Genomic DNA, 21,263 nt, shown 5'->3' with positions numbered 1-21,263 from the left:
CTGCAATGCATCAAATGACTCTGGCCGAGATCGCTCGCGGACTCGCCGAAAAAAAGTTTTCCTCCGAAGAACTGACCCGCACCCTGCTGGCGCGTATCGCGCAGGTGGATCCGCAGGTCAACAGCTTCATTTCCATCACTGAAGACCTGGCCATTACCCAAGCCCAGGCCGCCGATGCCCGTCGTGCCGCAGGCGAAACCGGCGCGCTGCTGGGTGCCCCGCTGGCGCACAAGGACCTGTTCTGCACCAAGGGCATCCGCACCAGCTGCGGCTCCAGGATGCTCGACAACTTCAAGGCGCCGTATGACGCCACCGTCGTCGCCAGACTGGCTGCTGCGGGCACTGTGACGCTGGGCAAGACCAACATGGACGAATTCGCGATGGGTTCGGCCAACGAGTCCAGCCATTACGGCGCAGTGAAAAACCCGTGGAATCTGGACCACGTGCCAGGTGGCTCTTCCGGCGGTTCGGCTGCTGCCGTTGCCGCACGCCTGCTGCCTGCCGCGACCGGCACCGACACCGGCGGTTCGATTCGCCAGCCTGCTGCGCTGACCAACCTCACCGGTTTGAAACCGACTTACGGCCGGGTGTCCCGCTGGGGCATGATCGCCTACGCGTCGAGCCTCGATCAGGCCGGACCGATGGCACGCACCGCCGAAGACTGCGCGCTGCTGCTGCAGGGCATGGCCGGTTTCGACATCAACGACTCCACCAGCATCGAGCAGGCAGTCCCTGATTACAGCGCCAGCCTCGACGGTTCGCTGCAGGGCCTGCGCATCGGCGTGCCGAAGGAATATTTCAGCGCCGGTCTCGATCCGCGCATTGCCGATCTGGTCCAGGCCTGCGTCGAGGAGCTTAAAAAGCTCGGCGCAGTGGTCAAGGAAGTCAGCCTGCCGAATCTGCAGCATGCAATCCCTGCCTACTACGTGATCGCCCCCGCAGAAGCGTCTTCCAACCTGTCGCGTTTTGACGGCGTACGCTTCGGCTATCGCTGCGAAGACCCGAAAGACCTCACTGACCTGTACAAGCGCTCCCGTGGCGAAGGCTTTGGCCCTGAAGTGCAGCGCCGGATCATGGTCGGTGCCTATGCCCTGTCCGCCGGTTACTACGACGCTTATTACGTGCAGGCACAGAAGATTCGTCGCTTGATCAAGAACGACTTCATGAACGCGTTCAAGGACGTCGACGTAATCCTCGGCCCGACCACGCCGAACCCGGCCTGGAAAATCGGCGCCAAGAACGCCGACCCGATCGCCGAATACCTGGAAGACTTCTACACCATCACCGCCAACCTCGCGGGCCTGCCTGGCCTGTCGATGCCAGCCGGTTTCGCCGACGGCTTGCCGGTGGGCGTGCAACTGCTCGCGCCGTACTTCGAGGAAGGCCGCCTGCTTAATGTCGCTCACCAATATCAGTTGGTAACCGACTGGCACACCCGCTCGCCGGCCGGCTTCTAAGGAGAAAACACATGCAATGGGAAGTCGTCATCGGGCTGGAGATTCACACCCAGCTCACCACCCAATCGAAGATTTTCTCCGGTAGCGCCACCACGTTCGGCTCCGAGCCCAACACCCAGGCCAGCCTCGTCGATCTGGGCATGCCCGGCACGCTGCCAGTGCTGAACAAGGAAGCGGTGCAGATGGCGGTCAAGTTCGGCCTGGCCATCGACGCCGAAATCGGCCAGCACAACGTGTTCGCCCGCAAGAACTACTTCTACCCGGACCTGCCCAAGGGCTATCAGATCAGCCAGATGGAGTTGCCGATTGTCGGCAAGGGTCACCTGGACATCACCCTGGAAGACGGCACCATCAAGCGTATTGGCGTCACCCGCGCGCACCTTGAAGAAGACGCCGGCAAGAGCCTGCACGAAGACTACAGCGGCATGACCGGTATCGACCTGAACCGCGCTGGCACGCCATTGCTGGAAATCGTTTCCGAGCCGGACATGCGTTCGGCCAAGGAAGCCGTTGCCTACGTCAAGGCAATGCACGCACTGGTGCGCTACCTGGGTATCTGCGACGGCAACATGGCCGAAGGTTCGCTGCGTTGCGACTGCAACGTGTCGATTCGCCCGATAGGCCAGGTCGAATACGGTACGCGCTGCGAGATCAAAAACGTCAACTCGTTCCGCTTCATCGAGAAGGCGATCAACAGCGAAATCCAGCGTCAGATCGACCTGATCGAAGACGGTGGCAAGGTCATTCAGCAAACCCGCCTGTACGACCCGAACACCAACGAAACCCGCGCCATGCGCAGCAAGGAAGAAGCCAACGACTACCGTTACTTCCCCGACCCTGACCTGCTGCCGGTGATCATTGAGGATTCGTTCCTTGAGCAGACCCGCGCCACGCTGCCGGAATTGCCACCGCAGAAGCGCGAGCGCTTCCAGTCGCAATTCGGCTTGTCGCTGTATGACGCCAGCGTGCTGGCCTCCAGCCGTGAACAGGCGGATTACTTCGAGAAGGTAGTCAGCATCGGCGGTGACGCGAAGCTTGCCGCCAACTGGGTCATGGTCGAACTGGGTTCACTGCTGAACAAGCAAGGCGTGGAGATCGACGAATCGCCGGTCAGCGCCGAGCAACTGGGTGGCATGCTGCAACGCATCACTGACAACACCATCTCCGGCAAGATCGCCAAAATGGTCTTTGAGGCGATGGCCAATGGTGAAGGCAGCGCTGACGAGATCATCGAACAGCGCGGCCTGAAGCAAGTGACCGACAGCGGCGCCATCGAGTCGATTCTCGACGACATGCTGACGGCCAACGCCGAGCAGGTCGAACAGTACCGCGCAGCCGATGAAGCCAAGCGCGGCAAGATGTTCGGTTTCTTCGTCGGACAAGCCATGAAAGCGTCCAGAGGCAAAGCCAACCCGCAGCAGGTCAACGAACTGCTCAAGCGCAAGCTGGAAGGTTAACGCCCGACCTGTGTTTGCTCGTTCCCACGTTCAGCGTGGGAACGGCCCTTCCGACGCTCCGCGTCCGTTTTTTGCGACGCGCAGCATCACGAGCTATATGCCTACGCGGAGCGTGGGCACGATCAGGACTGCGACCCATGTGGAGGCTCCTTGGCGCTTTTGCGCTGCTCTCTTTGCTGGCCGGTTGCGCCAGTGAAGGCATCATCGATCCACACGGTTACAACGCTACCGGAACGGCCTCGTATTACGGTTCGCGTCATCAGGGCAAACGCACTGCCAGTGGTGAACGCCTGGACCAGAATTCCCTGACTGCCGCTCACCGCCAACTGCCATTTGGCACCCGCGTGCAAGTCACCAACCTGGACAACGATCGCAAGGTCATCGTCCGTATCAATGATCGCGGCCCGCATGTTCGCGGGCGATTGATCGACGTATCCCGCGCAGCCGCCGAACAATTGGGTATGCTGCGCAGCGGAACCGCCCAAGTGCGCGTTCAAGCTCTCGACTGAAAGGTGCCCTGAATTCTCGCGCTATCAAACCTGCCGCTGCCGACCCTGATCGCCCTGTCAGGCGGCCTGCTGTTGATGATTATCGGTGCCGACCTGTCGGTGCGTGCCGCCGTAGCGCTGGCTGCCCTGCTGAAAACCCGTCCGCTGTTTCTGGGCCTGACCGTTGTCGCCCTCGGGAGCAGCGCGCCGCAGATGGCCGTCGGCTTGCAAGCGGCGCTAACCGACAGCACCGACATCGCGGTGGGCAGCGTCATCGGCAGCAACATCTTCAATATTCTGGTGACCCTCGGCCTGTCGGCGCTGATCATCCCGCTGCGCGTGGCCCGGCAACTGGTGCGAGTCGACCTGCCATTGATGATCGGCGCTACCGCTCTGGTTACCGGGCTGGCCTGGAATGGCGTGTTGAGCAAGTTGGACGGGGTCATTCTGTTGTTGGCCATGGCCGGCTATCTGGCGGTGGTGGTACGACAGTTCGCTCACGGCGCACGACATTTCAGCGCCCACGACGAGACCACGCGGCGTAAGGTCTGGCCGATTCTCGGCCGCCTGGGGTTGATGGCCTGCGGACTGACGCTGCTGATTCTAGGCAGTCACCTGCTGGTGGAGTCTGCAGTAGTAGTTGCCCAGGATCTGGGGCTGTCGGAGCGGGTCATCGGCCTGACGGTCATTGCCGTAGCCACTTCGCTTCCCGCACTGATGACCTCGCTGATCGCCGCACTGCGCAGGGAACGGGATATCGCAGTGGGCAACATCATCGGCAGCAACCTGTTCAACCTGTTGGGCGTGCTCGGGCTCACTTCGCTGATCGCATCAGGGCCGCTGTCGATCTCTCCCAATGCAATGGATTTCGATCTGCCGGTGATGCTTGGCGTCGCCGTGCTGTGCCTGCCACTGTTTTATTCCGGGTATCGGATCACTCGGCTCGAGGGGCTGCTGCTGCTGGGGCTATATGCGGTATATGGGCTGCATATCATCTCGTTCGCCACCGGCATGCCGCTGGCGGAGCGGCTGGAGCGCCTGATGACTCACTATGCGTTGCCGACGTTGGGTGTGTGCGTGCTGGTCAGCACCGTTCGCGCATGGCGACGGCAGCACTGAACCAACCCTCGACAGTGCTCCCGCGGAATGCGGCGTCCACGTCAGATCCACCCGCCCCACTGCAGAATGAAAATCCCGATATTGGTGGTGACCGCTGCCGCCAGCGTGGTCATGACGATGATCGACGCAGCCAGGGCATGGTTGCCCTCAGCGGCACGGGCCATGACGAAGCTGGCCGATGCCGTCGGCGCGCCGAAGTACAGAAACAGAATGCCCAGTTCGGCATGACGGAAACCCAGCAACCAGGCGCCTAAAGTACAGACCAGCGGCAGCCAGACCATCTTCATCATGCTCGCGCTCACTGCAAGCCCGCCGCTCTCTCGCAGGGACTTGAGCGACAGCGTGCCCCCAATGCACATCAGCGCCAGCGGCAGGGTCATCTGCGCCAGATAGTTGCCGGACGTATCGAGCCATTTCGGCAAGCCGATGCCGAAGTAGGCGAAGGGGGTCGCTGCGACGATGCTGATGATCAGCGGATTGGCCACGACGCTTTTGCAGATGCTCCACGGGTCGGATTTGATCACCGGGCTGTAGACCGCCAGCACCACCGTCGAGAGGGTGTTGTAGAACAGGATCACCAGTGCGGCGAGGATGGCGCCGAGGGAGATGCCGTAATCGCCATACATGCTCGCCGCCAGCGCGAGGCCGATGACGCCGTTATTGCCGCGAAACGCGCCTTGCACGTAGATGCCGCGTTCGATGAAAGGCACACGATAGATCGCCCAGCCCCAGACCAGCGCGAACCCCAGCACCGTCGCAATGATGAAATAGATCAGCACACCCGGTTGCAAAGCCGCCTGCAGGTCGGCGTGGATGATGCCCAGGAACAGCAGTGCAGGCATGGTGCAATTGAACACCAGCGAGGATGCGGTGTGAATGAAGCTATCGTTGATCCAGCCTACCCGCTTGAGCACCACGCCCAGAAACAGCATGGCGAATACCGGTGCGGTGATGTTCAGGGTTTCCCAAAAAATTGCCAGCATGCACGCCAAACCCTGAGCCGTTGTTAGGTGGCTAATGATAGGCCAGCGAGGTGGTAAGTGTTACCAGGTTTTGCGCAGTTGTCGTACAACCGCAAAAAGATACAGGGGCAAAGTCTTGTATAGGTGTAAATTCATTTGCGAGAGGCCATTTCCAGACGCAGGGTTTTCAATGTCTGGAACAACGCCTCGCAAGCTTGCGGTAAATCCGACCGCCATTGTCGGCGCTTTGCAGGCGCTTTGGCGCATATTCCAGAAATGCCTGGCGTTCACGCGCGGCCAGCAGTTGAATGTCCTTGACCTTGTAGCGTTCGTCCAGCTGCTTGCTCGGAGACCAGTTGTTGCTCACCTCATGGTCGTCCCACTGCCAGATCTGCGGAACTTCGGCGTTGAAGCGGCGCAGGTTTTCGTCCATCAGGTTGTAGCGATAGGCGCCGCGGTATTCGTCGAGGGTTTCGGCGACCTTGCTCTTTTCTTCGGTGGTGATATTGCGCCAGATACGCCCGCCTTCGGTAACCACTTCGGCAGGCACCGGGCCGTCGGCGTAAATGGTGTCGCCGCTGTGGATAAAGAAGTCCGGCAGACGCAGGCGCATGGCTTCGTAGATGCGCATCCCGCCAATATCGGGGTTGATGCCGAAGCCCTGCCCCACCGTGTCGCCACTCCAGACAAAACGAATGTCGCGCTGGGCCTGCGGTACGCTGCGCAAATGCCCGAACCAAGGCTCGCTGGCAACGCCGCTTTGCGCATCTTCGAAGAACACTCGGTAGTAGATCGCTTGATCGGCGGGCAAGCCGGTCAGCTCCACACGTGCTGTGAAATCGTTGCGTTGATCGGCAAGCGTTGAAACTACGCGGCGCGGATTGCTGAACATGCTGCGGGTGTCCCATTCCACCACCATGCGCGAAGGCCGATCGCCGCGGCTCCAGACCATGGCGCGATCTCCCAGCAGGTCGCCGGACTGCACGCCGTCGGTCATTTTCGGTCGATCCTTGAACGACGCGATGACCGCAGGCGCCAAGCCCGGCAACAGGAATCCAGCGCCAGCGGCTTGAATGATGCGGCGGCGTGTCAGGTCCAACTGAGTCATTTTCATCCCCCTCAAGCGAATGCCAAAGAAGGGAACCTAACAATGGATTGTTGGGAGAATGTGACAACGGGCTCACGCAGATGCTTCTGGCCGCAGCGCGTGGGAGTCCGGCTGACCGGCGCTGGCGCCAGGCGGTAGCAAATCCGGAACACGCGGCATGACAGCCACACCGCGTCAGCCGGTTCTGTGGCCGCTGCGCACCCCCTCCCTGGCAAGCCGGACTCCCCTTTGCGCAGAAGCCAGAAATCAGGCCCCCGCTGGCACCGCGTCCAGTTCAACCACCTCAGGTCGTTTCAGCAGCGCATACAACACGCCCGTCACCACACTGCCAACGACGATAGCCAGCAGATACAACAACGCGTGGTTGATCGCATTGGGGATCAGCAGCACGAACAGTCCGCCGTGGGGCGCCATGAGTTTGCAGCCGAAGAACATCGACAGTGCCCCGGTCAGTGCGCCACCGACGACACTGGCCGGGATCACCCGCAACGGGTCTTTCGCAGCGAACGGGATCGCGCCTTCGGAGATGAAGCACAGCCCCAGCACGAACGACGCCTTGCCTGCTTCGCGTTCACTCTGGGCGAACTTGCCGCGTGCAATCAGCGCGGCAATGCCCATCCCGATGGGCGGCACCATACCGGCGGCCATGGTCGCCGCCATAGGTGCGCCGCTGCTCGATGCCAGCAACCCTACGGAGAACGCGTATGAAGCCTTGTTGATCGGTCCACCGAAGTCGACGCACATCATGGCCCCGAGCAAAACACCCAGCAAAACAGCGTTGGCGGTGCCCATGGTATCGAGGAAGTGGGTCAGACCTTCCAGCATGTCCGCCACTGGTTTACCGACCACATAGATCATCACCAGACCGGTGAACAGGCTGGCGAGCAGTGGAATGATGAGGATCGGTTTGAGAGCTTCGACGCTGGCCGGCAGCCGCGCATAGCGATTGACCAGCGCTGCGCTGTAGCCCGCCAGAAACCCTGCGATGATCCCGCCGATGAAGCCGGCACCCAGGGTCGTCGCCAGCATTCCGCCGATCATCCCCGGCGCCAGCCCTGGACGATCAGCGATGGAATAGGCGATGTAACCCGCCAACAGCGGCACCATCAACTGAAAGGCTGCACCGGCGCCGATCTGTTTCAACGCGGCCGCCAGCGTGCCCGGCTCTTCGGCGGCATGAATCCCGAAAACGAATGACAGCGCAATCAACAGACCACCCGCCACCACCATCGGCAGCATAAACGACACACCGGTCAGCAAGTGCTTGTAGACCCCGGTCTTTTCTTTTTTGGCGGGTGCCGATGAGGCTGCTGCGGTGGATTCGACCGCAGCTTCAGCCAAGGCTTTTTTCAATGTCGTTTCGGACTGTTTGAGCGCAATTCCGGTGCCGCAACGATAAATGCGCTTGCCTGCGAATCGTTCAGTGGCGACTTCGATATCGGCGGCCAGCAGCACCACGTCGGCGTCGGCAATGGCCTGATCGCTAAGCGGGTTACGTGCGCCGACCGAGCCTTGGGTTTCCACCTGCAGGTCATAGCCGAGTTTCCTGGCCGCCTGCTGGATCGCCTCGGCAGCCATGAATGTGTGCGCCACGCCGGTTGGGCAGGCTGTTACCGCCACCAGACGCGGCGTCTTGGCGGCAGTAGCGACGGCGACTGTTTCGGCGCTTTCGCTGGCGGTATACAGCGTTGCCAGTTCGCCCGCCGACCCCATGAAGGCATCGATATCCTGCAATGCTCGGGAAGGCGTCGCTTGATACAGACGTTTGCCTGCGAAACGGGTCAGGTCCAGCGGCCCGGTATTGACCACCAGCACCCAGTCGGCGCTTTCGACTTCCTGCGCGCTGAGGCGCTTTTCGGGATGGCGAGGGTCATGCACCTCGACGCAGGTACTCCAGCCCTGACGCTGGGCCGCGGCGTCGAGCAGTCGTGCACTGAGGACACTGCTGATCTTGCCGTTCGGACATGCCGTGACAATGGCTAACTTCATCACACTTCCTCTCTTCTTATTCGGTCATGGCGCGCACATTGACGCCGCCTTCCAGCCGCTTGAGTTGCACAGTGTCATTGATGCCGAAACCGATCTGGGTCACCGCCATCGCGGCAATCGCAGTGGCGGTGCGCAGCGTCTGCTCGGGCTTGTGTCCGCTGAGCAGACCGTGAACCATCCCTGCCAGCAGTGAATCGCCCGCACCTACAGTGCTCGCCACACTGACCTTGGGCGGCAGTGCCTGCAATGCTACGTCGGCACTGAACCAATGCACGCCTTCGGAGCCTTGCGAAATCACCACATGCTCGATCCCGCGCTGCCGCAGGGCAGCTGCAGCCTGAGCCTGGGCGGCGATGGAAATGATCGGGGCATCCAGCGCGTCGGCCAGTTCTTCGGTGTTGGGTTTGATCAGCCAGGGCGAGGCTTGCAGTCCTGCACGCAAGGCCTGGCCACTGGTGTCCAGCGCGACCTTCAGGCCCATCGCCTTGAGTCGCAGCAGCAAGGTTTTAAGCCACTGCGCATCGACCCCTCTGGGCAGACTGCCTGCGACCACCACGGCATCGAAGTCGCCCGCAATCTGTTCGATACGGGTCGCCAACGACTGTTGCGCCTGAAGGCTCACCTGCGGGCCGGGGCCGTTCAGATCGGTGATCCGACCGCTGCTTTCGGCCAACTTGATGTTGCTCCGGGTTTCCCCCGGCACGCGTACGAACTCATCGACGAAACCGCGCCGGTCAAACAGCGACTCGAACGGCTGTTGATTATCGACCCCCAGAAAGCCCGCCACGGTCAGTGTATGCCCAAGGTCTGCCAGCACCTGGGCGACGTTGATGCCCTTGCCCGCCGCGTGGCTGAGCATCGCTTCGCTGCGGTTGACCTGCCCCACTTGCAACGGGCCCAACTGCACCGTCAGGTCCAGGGCCGGGTTAGTGGTCAATGTCAGAATTTTCGCCATTACAACCCCTCCACGAGGGCACGCACTTCAGCGGCACTGCCGACGGCCAACGCGGCTTGCGCAAGCTTTCGGGCACCGGTCACATTCAATTCACGTACGCAGGCTTTGACCTCGCCAATACTGCGCGCTGCGACACTCAACTCATCCACGCCCAGACCAACCAGCACCGGTACGGCCAGAGGGTCCGCTGCGAGCTCGCCGCAAACACCGACCCATTTACCGTGGGCGTGGGCGGCCCGCACGGTGATGTCGATCAGCTGTAACACCGCTGGATGCAAACCATCGGCCTGAGCTGACAGGGTTGGATGCCCACGGTCGATGGCCAGGGTGTACTGCGTCAGGTCGTTGGTGCCGACGCTGAAAAAGTCCACTTCCCTGGCCAGCACAGGAGCCAGCAGTGCTGCCGATGGCACTTCGATCATGATGCCCAGTTGCAGGTCTGCCACCGGAATTTCCGCACGCAAGCGTTCGGCCATGTCCCGCGCCAGACGCCATTCTTCGACGGTACCGACCATAGGGAACATGATTCGTAGCGCACGGTTGTCAGCCGCGCGAAGAAGCGCACGCAGTTGGCTCTCCATTACCTCGGGGCGTTGCAGGGTCAGACGAATCCCGCGCACGCCCAGAAACGGGTTTTCTTCCTTGTCGATCGGCCAGTAAGGCAAGGGTTTGTCGCCCCCGACATCAAGGGTTCGCACCACCAGTGGCCGGCCCTGAAGATCATCAAGCACGCGGCGGTATTCGGCCTCTTGCGTGGCTTCATCGGGAGCAGCGCTGTGGGCCATGAACAGCAGCTCCGTACGCAGCAGGCCAATACCCTCGGCACCTTCCTCGACCGCAGCGGGGGTCCCGGCGCTATCACCGATATTGGCAAACACCTCGACAGCGTGGCCGTCTCTGGTGATAGCCGGCTCCTTGCGCAAGGCAGCCGCCGCTTTCAGCCGACGCTCACGGGTGTCGCGGTCGAGCAATGCGCGTTGCAACGTCTGCTCGTCCGGCGCTACATCGAGGCGGCCGCGCTGGCCATCGATCAGCAGGACTGTGCCGGATTTGATCAACAGCACTGCATCACCGGCCCCTACCAGCGCCGGAATACCCAGCGCTCGGGCGACGATTGCGCTGTGGGAGGTGGCGCCACCGCGTGCGGTGACGATTCCGGCAACGCGTGCCGGATCGAGCCGGGCCACGTCGGAAGGACCGACTTCTTCCATAACCAGAATGTAGGGTTCTTCGGGCTCGACCAGATCATCGACACCGCAGATCTGTGCCAATACGCGGCGACCGACATCACGCAGATCCGCAGCGCGCTCGGCCAGCAATGCGTCTTTAAGCTTTTCCTGTTGCCGGGCAGCGGACTCGATCACTTGCGCCCACGCAGCGGCAGCGCTTTGACCCTGCTTGAGGCGCAGAACGACTTCATCCACCAGCTCGGGGTCGTCGAGCATTTCCTGGTGTGTGATGAAAATCTCGCGGATGGCCTTGGCGGTGCTGCGCTGGATCAGCCCTTCGATGTCCTCGCGGACTTGCGCCAGCGCGCCATGCAGACGCTCTCGCTCGACATGGTGGGATTGGCCCGTCAACGGGTAATCAAACTCCGCCAACACGTGCACATGAGCCGGACCCGTGGTGATCCCGGGCGCGGCCGGGACGGCCTGGACGTGCGAACCGGCGACGGGAGCGCTCAGGTGCTTTTCCACTGCAGCGGGAATTGGCGCTGGGATCGTTTCGCTCGGCAGGGGTTCGATTTCTTCTCCCAGGCCTTCGAGCACCGCCGCGATCAGTGCCGGCAAGGCATCCCCCGCGATGGTGGGCTCGGCGATGAACTCCAGCTGCTGGCCACGACGGACGCCCAGGCTCAGCAGCTTGCTCAGGCTCTTGGCTGACACCGGACTTTCGGTGCTGTCGACGATGCGTACGCGCACTTCGCCTTCGAAACCCTTGGCCAGTTGCGCCAGCACTTTTGCCGGCCGCGCATGCAGCCCGTGGGAGTTCGCCACCGTGACGCGCTGGCTCGGCCAGTCAGGCGGCACCTCGCCCCCCAGTGCTTGAAGCACGGCGCGGCTGCTGGTGGCCTGCCCCAGCTCCTGACCACGGCCCTCGATCAGCAGCGCGCAAAGGCGCTCCAGCAGCGCCTGATGAGACTCCCCCAGGCTAGCCAGACAGAACAGACCACTAAGCGGCTGCCCCAGATGACGCATCGGCTTGTCCGGGGTGACGAATGCCAGACCCGGTTTATTGACCATCTGTTCGCTGTGCAACCACCACAGGCCATCGCCCAACGGCAGCGGTTCAACTTGTTGCAGCACGGCGGCAAAGCCATTGTGGACGCATTCGGCGCGACGTAACAGCCGCGCGCCGTTCCAGACCAGTTCTTCGAAATCATCGACCGAGGCGCCAAGACTGATCATCTGCGCGTCCAGCGCCAGCTCCTGCGGCGCGCCTTGCAGCAGCTTGAGCAGCGACTCTGGATCCTGCGCCTGACGCAATGCTTGGCCCAGATCGTTTTCACCCAGGGCGCGGGTCAACAGTTGCAGGAGGCGCAGGTGTTCGTCGGACTTGGCGGCAATGCCGATGGCCAGATAAACCATCTGCCCTTCGCCCCAATCCACGCCTTGCGGAAACTGCATCAGACGCACGCCGGTGGCATACACCTGATCGCGGGTTTGCGGCGTACCGTGGGGAATTGCGATGCCCTGCCCCAGAAAGGTCGAGCCCTGCTGCTCACGCGCCTGCAGGCCTTGCAGATAACCGGGGGCCACCAGACCGTCGGCCACCAGCAGATCAGCAAGCAATCGCAACGCGGCGAGTTTGTCCACGGCCGATTGGCCCATGGAAATTTGCTCAACGGTCAGCTCGAGCATCGCTTTCTCCTGATTCTTGTTTTGAGGCCTCGAATGGCCAATGACTGCAGCGTTGGTGTTAAACGTTAGACCCGCATTGTGGACCGTTTACCGCCACAAACCTGTTTGCTGAATCGTTTAATCTAAATGCGCCGGCACGTTACTCGATATTCTCGGCGGAATGAAGCACTGCCGGTCGATTGATTCAAGCCGCGTCCGAAAAATCCGGACTGACGCAGGTCTGCTGTAATGATGACCATGAATCGATGAAAATCCTGCCCGCATTCCGTCCAAAGAATAAAAGGAACGTCCGCTTGAAACTCATTGATATTGCACGTCTGGCCGGTGTATCCGTCACTACCGCCAGTTACGTGATCAACGGCAAGGCCGAACAGCAGCGCATCAGCAATGCGACGGTCGAGCGCGTGCGTGCGGTGGTCGAGGCCCATGGCTTCCGTCCAAACCCGCAAGCTGCAGGCCTGCGCAGCCGGCACACGCGCACACTGGGTTTCATCCTGCCGGACCTGGAAAACCCCAGCTACGCGCGCATCGCCAAGCAGCTGGAACAGGGCGCACGTGCCCGCGGGTATCAGTTGCTCATTGCCAGTTCCGACGATGATCCCATCAGCGAGTTGCAATTGTTGCAGCTGTTTCGTGCTCGTCGATGCGATGCGCTGTTTGTCGCCAGTTGCCTGCCTGCCAGCGATGACAGCTATCGTGACCTGCAAAAACACGGCATTCCAGTCATCGCCATTGACCGTGAAATGGACCCCGAGCACTTCTGCTCGGTGGTCAGCGACGACCACGACGCCAGTCAACAACTGACTCGCAGCCTGCTGGAAACCCGACCAAGGCATATCTCGCTGATCGGTGCGCGCCCGGAGCTTAGTGTGAGCAAGGCCCGGGCCGACGGTTTCAAGGACGCGCTGGACAACTTTAACGGCTCGGTCATCGTCGAGCATGGCGAATCCTTCAGCCGCGAATGCGGGCTGCGCATTGCCGGCGAAATGCTGGACCGCCTGGGCTACTTTCCCGACGCTCTGATCACCACTTCCTATGTTTTGTTACAGGGAGTATTCGACCTGCTGCACGCCCGCGGCTTGAACCCCGCCCAGCTGCATCTGGGCACGTTCGGCGATACGCAGTTGCTGGACTTCTTGCCGCTGCCCGTCAATGCCATGGCGCAGCAACACCATTTGATTGCCGAGAAAGCACTGACACTGGCGCTGTCCGCCGTCGAGCAGGCTCAGTACGAACCTGGTGTCCATGCCATCGTGCGTACTTTCAAACAGCGCATTCACGAGGCCTGAGCGTGATGTTGATCGACACCCACACGCATCTGGATTTCGAGGATTTCGACGCCGATCGTCAAGCCGTGCTCAGTCATTGCCGAGCGCTGCAAGTAGATCGCATCGTGGTGCTGGGGGTCCATCAGCGCAATCTGCAACGGGTGTGGGATCTGGCACTCAGCGAACCTTCCATTTACGCCGCGCTGGGCCTGCATCCGATCTATCTGGATGAGCATCGATCCGAGCACGTGGAGGATTTACGTGACCGGCTCGCCAGGTACGCGGGGCACCCCAAGCTCTGTGCGGTGGGCGAAATCGGCCTCGACTACTTCGTCGAGTCACTGGACAGAGCGCAGCAGCAAGCGCTGTTCGACAACCAGCTCAAGATGGCCGCTGATCTCAATCTTCCTGCCTTGCTCCACGTGCGTCGCAGCCACGCCGACACCATTGCCACGCTCAAGCGCTTCAAACTCAAGCGAAGCGGGATCGTGCATGCCTTCTCAGGCAGTCGTGAGGAGGCCAGGGAGTACATCAAACTGGGGTTCAAACTCGGACTGGGCGGAGCCGCAACCTGGCCTCAGGCGTTACGCATGCACCGGGTTCTCACCGAGCTGCCACTGAACAGCGTTGTGCTGGAAACCGATGCCCCGGACATGGCGCCGGCGATGTTTCCCGGCCAGCGCAACAGCCCCGAACATTTACCGAAAATCTGTGCGGCACTGGCCGGCATCATGAACGTTTCGGCCGAGCGACTGGCCCAGGCCAGCAGCGAAAATGCCTGCGCAATTTTCGGCTGGTTGTGAAGTCATCCGCAGATTTCATGTTGTAAAAAGAAATTTCGAAGCCGTCCGGGGGTCCCTTGAATATCAACCCTGATAGCTAAGGACACTGGCAATGAAATTCTCCAAATTCGCGCAAGCATTATCGAAATGGACCGGGAGCCCTCGTACCTTTCTCGTCGCGATTCTGTTGATTTGCGTGTGGGCTGCAACGGGTCCGCTGTTTCATTACAACGACACCTGGCAGTTGATCATCAATACCTCTACCACCATCATCACCTTCCTCATGGTGTTCCTGATACAAAATACTCAAAACCGCGACACCGACCAGATGCACATCAAGATCGATGAACTGTTGCGTGTGACCAAGGACGCGCAGAACGCCGTATTGAGCCTGGACAATCTGGATCAGAAAGAACTGCACGAGTTACGCAAGAAGTACCGGGCGATGGGTGAGATGGAAGAAATGGATCACACCAAACCGTTTCCTGAGTGTGAGGCCGACGCAGTCCACAACACTTTGGATCAGACCGCGACCGTTGAGCAGCCGTCTAGGAACTCTACGGTTTAGTTCTCCGCCTACCTGATAAGCCTGCGCGAGGCTTATGCCCCATAACCGAATAAATAGTGTAAGCAAAAATTTGCGAATCTCACTAACACCTCTCTCGACGGGGTGTTTTTTTCGTGAAGGGGCATTGTCCATGGCCGACAGATCGATGCCCCGACGAAGTCCAGAGTGCTGATCACTAGAAGTTCAGCTCGGCACAAACCGCAGACGTGGCACGAAGTGTACGCAGGCCCAAAAGCACGATCACCACCATAGACACGCCCGCCACAATCGCAACACCGAACCCTGCCTGCGCGCCATAGGCGTCGATGACCAGGCCCGCCAATACGCCACCGAGCGCTACGCCGATGCTGATGCCTGTCGTCATCCACGTAAGTCCTTCGGTGATCCTGGACGGTGGAACAATGATCGTACCGAGATTCATGACGACGACCATCGTTGGCGCAAATGACATACCTGCCACAAACAGCATCCCGGAAAGGATGTAGACGTCCGGTGAAAGAATGGGCAGCACCGCAGTGGCTGCCGTTATCAGCACCCCGCTAAAGAACTGCTTTTCAATCGGCAAAGCAATCCTTAAAGCGCCGAACGTCAGACCCGCGATCATTGAGCCGAGCGCATAGGCTGCCAGGATGAAACTGGCTGACGCCGGCCAGCCCTGTGCGTTGGCGAAGGCAACAACCGCCACGTCGACGGATCCACCAATCACACCCATCGCCAAGAGCGCCAGCACGATAGTGCGAACGCCGGGGATAAGCAGGGTTGAGTTTGCGCTCCGTTTAATGCCCAAGACCACCTTCGGCTCTGTCTGCCGCTGCATAAGAAAAGCAGTCACGCCGACAACCAGCAACAGGACGGCTACAAGAGGCCCGGCTTCGGCGAAAAAGCTGACGCTCAAACCAATGGCAAGTGGTGGGCCAATGATAAAGGCGAGTTCAGTTAGAACCGTGTCCAAAGAGAAGGCCGTGTGTAACTGTGGCTTGCCACGGAAAAGCTGCGTCCAGCGTGCTCTTATCATGGCGGGCATGCTTGGCATCGTGCCCGCCAATACCGCAAGAATAAACAGCAGTGTGGCGGGAGCCCTCATATAGACGGCAATGATCAGCGCAAGCAACATACCAATGCTGAAGGCCGTCACAAAGGGCAAAACCCGGCGTTGCCCCCGCATATCAACAAGTTTCGACACCTGTGGACCGATAAGCGCGTTCGCCAAGGTAAAAGTACCGGCGACCGAGCCCGCCAGCCAATAAAGACCCGTCTGCTGCACCAACATGGTAATGATGCCGATGCCGATCATTGCCTGTGGCAGACGGGCAATGGAACTTGCGATCACTAACCCCATCACACCCGGAGTGTTGATAAGTTCGCGGTAGGGATTCGCCATAATTGCTCCTTTTTTATAATTTAACGCTGATGAATAGCCCGCTGCAGGCGACGCACTAATGGAGCAGTAGACAGGCGCCTGAGTGGTTACTTGAGCAAATATACAAGTGGGCAGTGACAAGCCCACCTGCACGTAAATGAGCGAAACGCTCAATCATTACCGCTTACAAAGTGCTCGATTCAATGCTTCAGCCAAGTACATGCGATTACCGACGTCCTCCATCATGGAGACATGCCCTCCAGGAATAGAAACATGATTAATCGCCAAGTCAGGTAAACGCTCTCTCCACCCACCTGCCATATCAACCTGCGGCAGAGAGGTGCGCTCACGGTCAGCCGCGTAGAAATGATGGATATTGACCTGCAATGGAGAGGGTGTATAGGCGCCAGCGATCTGCGAAAAATGATAAATGGCTTGCCATTTGACTGTTTCCACCGAGATGTCGGCATTTAAATCATAGCCTCCCAAACCCTGTGCTTTCTTAAGCAACTCAGCAAATTCATCCCCGGGATTTAAAATATCGAATTTAGGACGCTCCGCCTCAGGCGCCACAGCCTTAACATGCTCGATAAAGTAGTGCTTAATATCCTGATTCTTATAAAGCAACTTATGCGGCGCAGGAACATCAATAAAGCCTAAAAATTCAACGCTGGCCTTTTTGCACATAAGCGCATGGACGATGGCATAAGCAAGAATCCCTCCAGAGGAATATCCCGCGATCCGATAGGGCCCTTCAGGCTGGATCGCCCGGATGAGCGGTATCATTCTTTCGGCCATGTCCTCCATTGAATGAGGCAGGGAATCGCCAATGGCCGACCACGGCAGTACATGGACCGGGCAGCTGGCGCGGATATTTTGGGCCAGCGATATAGCATACGAATAATCGGCTAATCCCGAGGGCACGAAAAAGACCGGGGGCTCAGTCCCGCCAGCGCGCACCGTGATCGCCCCGTTCTGCAGGTTGAGCACAGGAGACTGCGCAATCTGAGTGGCAAGGTTAGCCAATCGAGGGTGTTCAAAAATGTCGCTCAACGAGCACTCCAAACCATAACTCCTGGCTTTCTGCATCAGTTGGACGGCCATGAGCGAATGGCCGCCGAGGACGAAGAAGTTGTCATGGCGACCGACCTGCTCAAGCCGAAGCAATCCTGACCAAATCGCAGCCAGGATCGTCTCGATCTCACCTTGCGGTGCCTCATACGCCTCATGGGCAAAGGCCTCCCCCTCGGGAACAGGCAATGCTCGCCTATCAAGCTTGCCATTCGGGGTTAGCGGCAAGCGTTCAATCAGTACAAAAGCAGACGGCACCATGTAGTCGGGTAGACGTTCACTCAAGTAATCACGCAGTCGTCCAGCTAGCGATAGACCCACCCCGGAGTCGGCGCTGAGTATAAAGACATCATTTACCCAGGCCTCTGGCCGAGCCACCACGTAAGCAACCAGTCGCTTGTCCAAGTCCACCCCTTGTACCTCTACAACCGCCTCGCGGATGAAAGGATGCTCGGTCAGTCTGGCCGCAATTTCACCCGGCTCGATCCGCAAACCGCGGATCTTGATCTGGTCGTCATTGCGGCCCAGGAACACCAGGTTCCCGTTCGGCAGGTAACGAGCCAAGTCCCCCGTCTTATACATTCGCGCGTCGGGCTTGCCGGCAAATGGATCGAGCGAGAAGCGCTCATCCGTCAGTTCGGCCAAGTTCAGATATCCACGCGCAACGCCCATGCCCCCGATGTACATCTCACCCACCGCACCCAGCGGAACAGGCTCGCCATACGCGTCCAGAAGGTAAATTCGTGTGTTTGAAATCGGACGACCTATCGGAACCGGATCAACGTCATCAGAGGAACAGCGATGGACCGCCGCCCAGATTGTCGCCTCCGTCGGGCCATACTCATTGAATAATTCAACCGCAGTAAATGCTGAGGTCACTTCCTGGACCAACTTCGCAGGACACACTTCACCTGCCACGATTACCTGACGCAGTTGTCCATATCCAAGTTGGGCGACTTGCGGCAAAACCAATCTTGCGAGAGATGGCACCAGCAGCACTGAGGTGACTTTGTTTTCAATCAAAAGGCGGCTGATGATGTGTGGGTCTACGACAGCTTTACTGCCTGGTAAACACAAGGCCCCCCCGGTTGTTAACGTTCCGAAAATGCCTGCCGCGGAACTGTCAAACGCCATGGATGACAGCAGTAAAAATACAGTGTCTAAACTTGGCTTGTATACCGTGGTTCTTGCCAATGTCGATGCGACTAATCCACGATGTTCAATCATCACGCCTTTGGGTTGTCCGGTTGAACCCGAGGTATAGATCAGATAAGCGAGGTTGCGGGGTGTCAAGCCGGTCACCTGGAAATTAGCATCAGCCTTCGTCGAGATCTCATTGGGATCAAGCACGGTATAGGGCTGCAATGCCTCACCTAGCACCTGCCGCCCGGCCGCATCGGCCAGTACCAGAACCGGCACCGTATCGGTAAGAATGTAAGCCAGTCGATCTCCCGGATAAGCCGGATCAAGCGGTACATAGGTGCCGCCTGACTTAAGGATCGCCATAAGCCCAACAACCATCGCTGTCGAGCGCTCGACACAGATCGCCACCCGTTGGTCTGGCCCGACGCCCCGCTCAACCAGTTGATGTGCCAGTCGATTGGCCCTGGCATTAAGCTCAGCATAACTGAGCGCCTCGCCCTCAAAGATCAGCGCCGTTGCCCTTGGAGTGCGCGCCACCTGCGCCTCAAACAAATGATGAATGCACAGATGATCCGGGCTGGATGCATCCGTCGCGTTCCACGTATTGAGCAGCACTGTACGTTCGGACGCAGGCAAAATATTCAGCTGTCGAACCGGGCGGTGCGGCGAGCGCTCCAGAGTCTGCGCCAGGCTGTGCAACGCCTGCTCCATGTAGCCACACACACGATCAGAATCGAACGGTGTGACTACTTGAGCGGTCAACCCTAAGGACTGACCGAAATCTTCAACTGACAATGTGAACGGATAATTGGTCCGCTCTTGTTCACTCAGGAACTCAACACCTGGCATTTGCTCCATGGTCTGGACAATGTTGTCTGCACCCGCAAGGTCATTGTGCCGATAGTTGAGCAACGCGCTGAACAGCGGCGTGCCTGTAGCGACCCCACTGCACCTTTGTGCCAGCGCCAGCGAAGCATGCTCGTGAGCGAGCAACTCAGCCAGACAGGCATGAGCCTGCTGGACACTCCCAGCGGTATCAATGCCGCTTGAGTCAAATCGGATCGGCAGCGTGTTGATGAACATGCCCATGGCTCGATCTGACCCGTGGCCCGCTTGCATTCGTCCAAACAGTACAGTACCAAACACGACCTTTTCCTGGCCGCTGGTGCGCACCAGTACCTGGGCAAAAGCAACGTGACACAGACTGGCGAGACTCACATTCAATCGCCTGGCCTGCGCCCGCAACCGGTCATTGAGCTCAGCCGAAATCATGCGGTGGGTCTGCCCCACCTGCGCGCCGTCCAAATGCACTTCTGCCAATCCAAAGGGCAACGTCGGCTCTTCTAAGTCAGCCAGCATAGACCTGAAGAAACATTCATGTTCGGCCACGCTTTTACCCGACCGCACCTGACCGATCAGGTTGCGGAACGGTTGAGGCGACGGCAGTTTCTCACCGCGATCGGCGAGGAAAGCCTGCACTTCGTTATAAAAAAATTGCAATGAAGAAGCATCGTCAATCAAGTGATGCTGCAGCTGCATCAGAATGAAGCGGTCTGTAGCAGGGTCATGGGTGACGATAAAGCGCAGCACCGGCGCCTGGGTCAGGTCAATCCGGTGCCGACAAGAATCAAAGCGCCGGGAAAGCTGCTCGGTAACGGGGCCGTCCGCCGGATCAAGAACAATATCAGTGATGGAGATTGGAGCCTGTCGCCAGACAACTTGCGCGGCTCCAGACAACCCATCCCAAACAAAGGAGGTACGCAAAATGTCGTGACGGTCTACCACCTGCTGAACCGCGCAGAGATAGCGTTCCAGGGTTTCACGATCAGAAAAGGCCATCTGGGCAACCAGCAAATAGGGGTCACCCTCTTTTGCCAACATGTGGTGGAACAGAATGCCGTCCTGCATGGGTGAGAGCGCGTAGATATCCTGGATGTTGGCTGCCCCTCCAGGTACCTGTGAAACGATAACGTCGATATCCGATTGGTCGAGATCGATTAATGGCAGCAGGTCGGGCGTGATTCTACACGTCTCGGGCTTGATCAAATTGGGCGGCACTACCACCTCGCGGTGTTGGCCAAGGGTGCTAGCCAGCACCGATAACACCGGCGTCTGAAATAGATCACGCACAGCAAGGCTCAAGCCCTGCCGGCGCAACCGCTCGATCAACCGCACCGCCAAAAGTGAATGGCCGCCAAGGGCAAAGAAGTTGTCATGGCGACCAACTTGTTCGACGCCAAGCAATTCTGACCATATCAAGGCAAGGGTGACCTCGATCTCGCCCAACGGCGCCTCGTAGACCGCATGCGCAAAATCATTGCCCTCCGGAACCGGCAACGCCCGCCGATCAAGCTTGCCATTGCCTGTCAGCGGTAAACTTTCCATTCGCACAAAAGCAGAAGGCACCATGTAGTCAGGTAAACGGCTACTCAGGTAATCACGCAGCGCGCCCGCTAGCGCAACGCCAGACTCGGAGTCTATCGGCGTATCCTGTACTTCGGACTGCGCCACCACGTAAGCTACCAGACGCTTATTGGTATCCTCGCCTTGCGCCACTACAACCGCCTCGCGGACGGAGCAATGCTCGGCCAATCGGGCTGCAATTTCACCCAGCTCAATCCGGAAACCACGGATCTTGACCTGGTCGTCATTGCGACCCAGAAACGCCAGATTGC

Annotated in this window: 13 protein-coding genes and 1 pseudogene; 7 read left to right on the top strand and 7 right to left on the bottom strand. The window is 59.3% G+C overall.

The features are described from left to right. Positions 1-5 precede the first annotated feature (5 nt). From gatA to EC915_RS19580, 4 genes are all read left to right on the top strand, one after another. Positions 6-1,457, top strand: a complete 1,452-nt coding sequence (gene gatA / locus EC915_RS19595) for an Asp-tRNA(Asn)/Glu-tRNA(Gln) amidotransferase subunit GatA (RefSeq protein ID WP_133752168.1) — start codon at positions 6-8, stop codon at positions 1,455-1,457. Between the two features lie 11 nt (positions 1,458-1,468). Next, positions 1,469-2,914 carry an Asp-tRNA(Asn)/Glu-tRNA(Gln) amidotransferase subunit GatB gene (gatB, locus tag EC915_RS19590; RefSeq protein WP_133752167.1) on the top strand — a complete coding sequence of 482 codons (1,446 nt, stop codon included), beginning with the start codon at positions 1,469-1,471 and terminating at the stop codon, positions 2,912-2,914. Positions 2,915-3,051: 137 nt separating this feature from the next. Then, on the top strand, positions 3,052-3,423 hold the full coding sequence (locus tag EC915_RS19585) for a septal ring lytic transglycosylase RlpA family protein (protein ID WP_133752166.1): 372 nt from the start codon (positions 3,052-3,054) through the stop codon (positions 3,421-3,423). A 45-nt stretch (positions 3,424-3,468) separates the two neighbouring features. Further along, a complete protein-coding gene (locus tag EC915_RS19580) occupies positions 3,469-4,521 on the top strand; it encodes a calcium/sodium antiporter (protein WP_133752165.1) in 1,053 nt (350 codons plus the stop codon). 41 nt (positions 4,522-4,562) lie between these two features. Here EC915_RS19580 and EC915_RS19575 read toward each other — a convergent pair whose 3' ends face one another. The 5 genes and pseudogenes from EC915_RS19575 to ptsP all read right to left on the bottom strand — a co-directional run bounded on the left by EC915_RS19575 (position 4,563) and on the right by ptsP (position 12,396). After that, positions 4,563-5,504 carry an AEC family transporter gene (locus EC915_RS19575; protein WP_133752164.1) on the bottom strand — a complete coding sequence of 314 codons (942 nt, stop codon included), beginning with the start codon at positions 5,502-5,504 and terminating at the stop codon, positions 4,563-4,565. Between the two features lie 187 nt (positions 5,505-5,691). Then, positions 5,692-6,591 (bottom strand): annotated as a pseudogene (locus EC915_RS19570) (alkaline phosphatase); the annotation flags it as partial. Positions 6,592-6,837: 246 nt separating this feature from the next. Further along, on the bottom strand, positions 6,838-8,580 hold the full coding sequence (locus tag EC915_RS19565; RefSeq protein WP_133752163.1) for a PTS fructose-like transporter subunit IIB: 1,743 nt from the start codon (positions 8,578-8,580) through the stop codon (positions 6,838-6,840). A gap of 16 nt (positions 8,581-8,596) precedes the next feature. Continuing rightward, positions 8,597-9,535: a 1-phosphofructokinase gene (gene pfkB / locus EC915_RS19560; RefSeq protein ID WP_133752162.1), complete on the bottom strand. Its 939-nt coding sequence runs from the start codon at positions 9,533-9,535 to the stop codon at positions 8,597-8,599. Further along, entirely contained in the window at positions 9,535-12,396 is a 2,862-nt protein-coding gene (ptsP, locus tag EC915_RS19555; RefSeq protein ID WP_133752161.1) for a phosphoenolpyruvate--protein phosphotransferase, read from the bottom strand. The genes pfkB and ptsP overlap by 1 nt, the downstream gene beginning before the upstream one ends. A 293-nt stretch (positions 12,397-12,689) precedes the next feature. On the opposite strand from ptsP, the gene cra reads away from it, so the two are divergent. From cra to EC915_RS19540, 3 genes are all read left to right on the top strand, one after another. Continuing rightward, a complete protein-coding gene (cra, locus tag EC915_RS19550; protein ID WP_133752160.1) occupies positions 12,690-13,685 on the top strand; it encodes a catabolite repressor/activator in 996 nt (331 codons plus the stop codon). After that, on the top strand, positions 13,682-14,467 hold the full coding sequence (locus tag EC915_RS19545) for a TatD family hydrolase (protein ID WP_133752271.1): 786 nt from the start codon (positions 13,682-13,684) through the stop codon (positions 14,465-14,467). Before cra ends, EC915_RS19545 begins: the two co-directional genes overlap by 4 nt. A 91-nt stretch (positions 14,468-14,558) precedes the next feature. Further along, the gene (locus EC915_RS19540) at positions 14,559-15,014 is read left to right on the top strand and encodes a low affinity iron permease family protein (protein ID WP_133752159.1); all 456 of its coding nucleotides are present in this window, start codon (positions 14,559-14,561) and stop codon (positions 15,012-15,014) included. 175 nt (positions 15,015-15,189) lie between these two features. Here the strand turns inward: EC915_RS19540 and EC915_RS19535 are convergent, their stop codons facing one another. Both EC915_RS19535 and EC915_RS19530 read right to left on the bottom strand, forming a co-directional pair. Next, positions 15,190-16,395: an MFS transporter gene (locus tag EC915_RS19535; RefSeq protein ID WP_133752158.1), complete on the bottom strand. Its 1,206-nt coding sequence runs from the start codon at positions 16,393-16,395 to the stop codon at positions 15,190-15,192. Between the two features lie 156 nt (positions 16,396-16,551). Further along, positions 16,552-21,192 carry a non-ribosomal peptide synthetase gene (locus EC915_RS19530; protein WP_256658792.1) on the bottom strand — a complete coding sequence of 1,547 codons (4,641 nt, stop codon included), beginning with the start codon at positions 21,190-21,192 and terminating at the stop codon, positions 16,552-16,554. Positions 21,193-21,263: the final 71 nt, after the last annotated feature.

Origin of the sequence: Pseudomonas sp. LP_7_YM (assembly GCF_004364435.1) — a bacterium.
GTDB lineage: Bacteria > Pseudomonadota > Gammaproteobacteria > Pseudomonadales > Pseudomonadaceae > Aquipseudomonas.
This window is presented reverse-complemented; position numbering and strand designations above follow the sequence as displayed.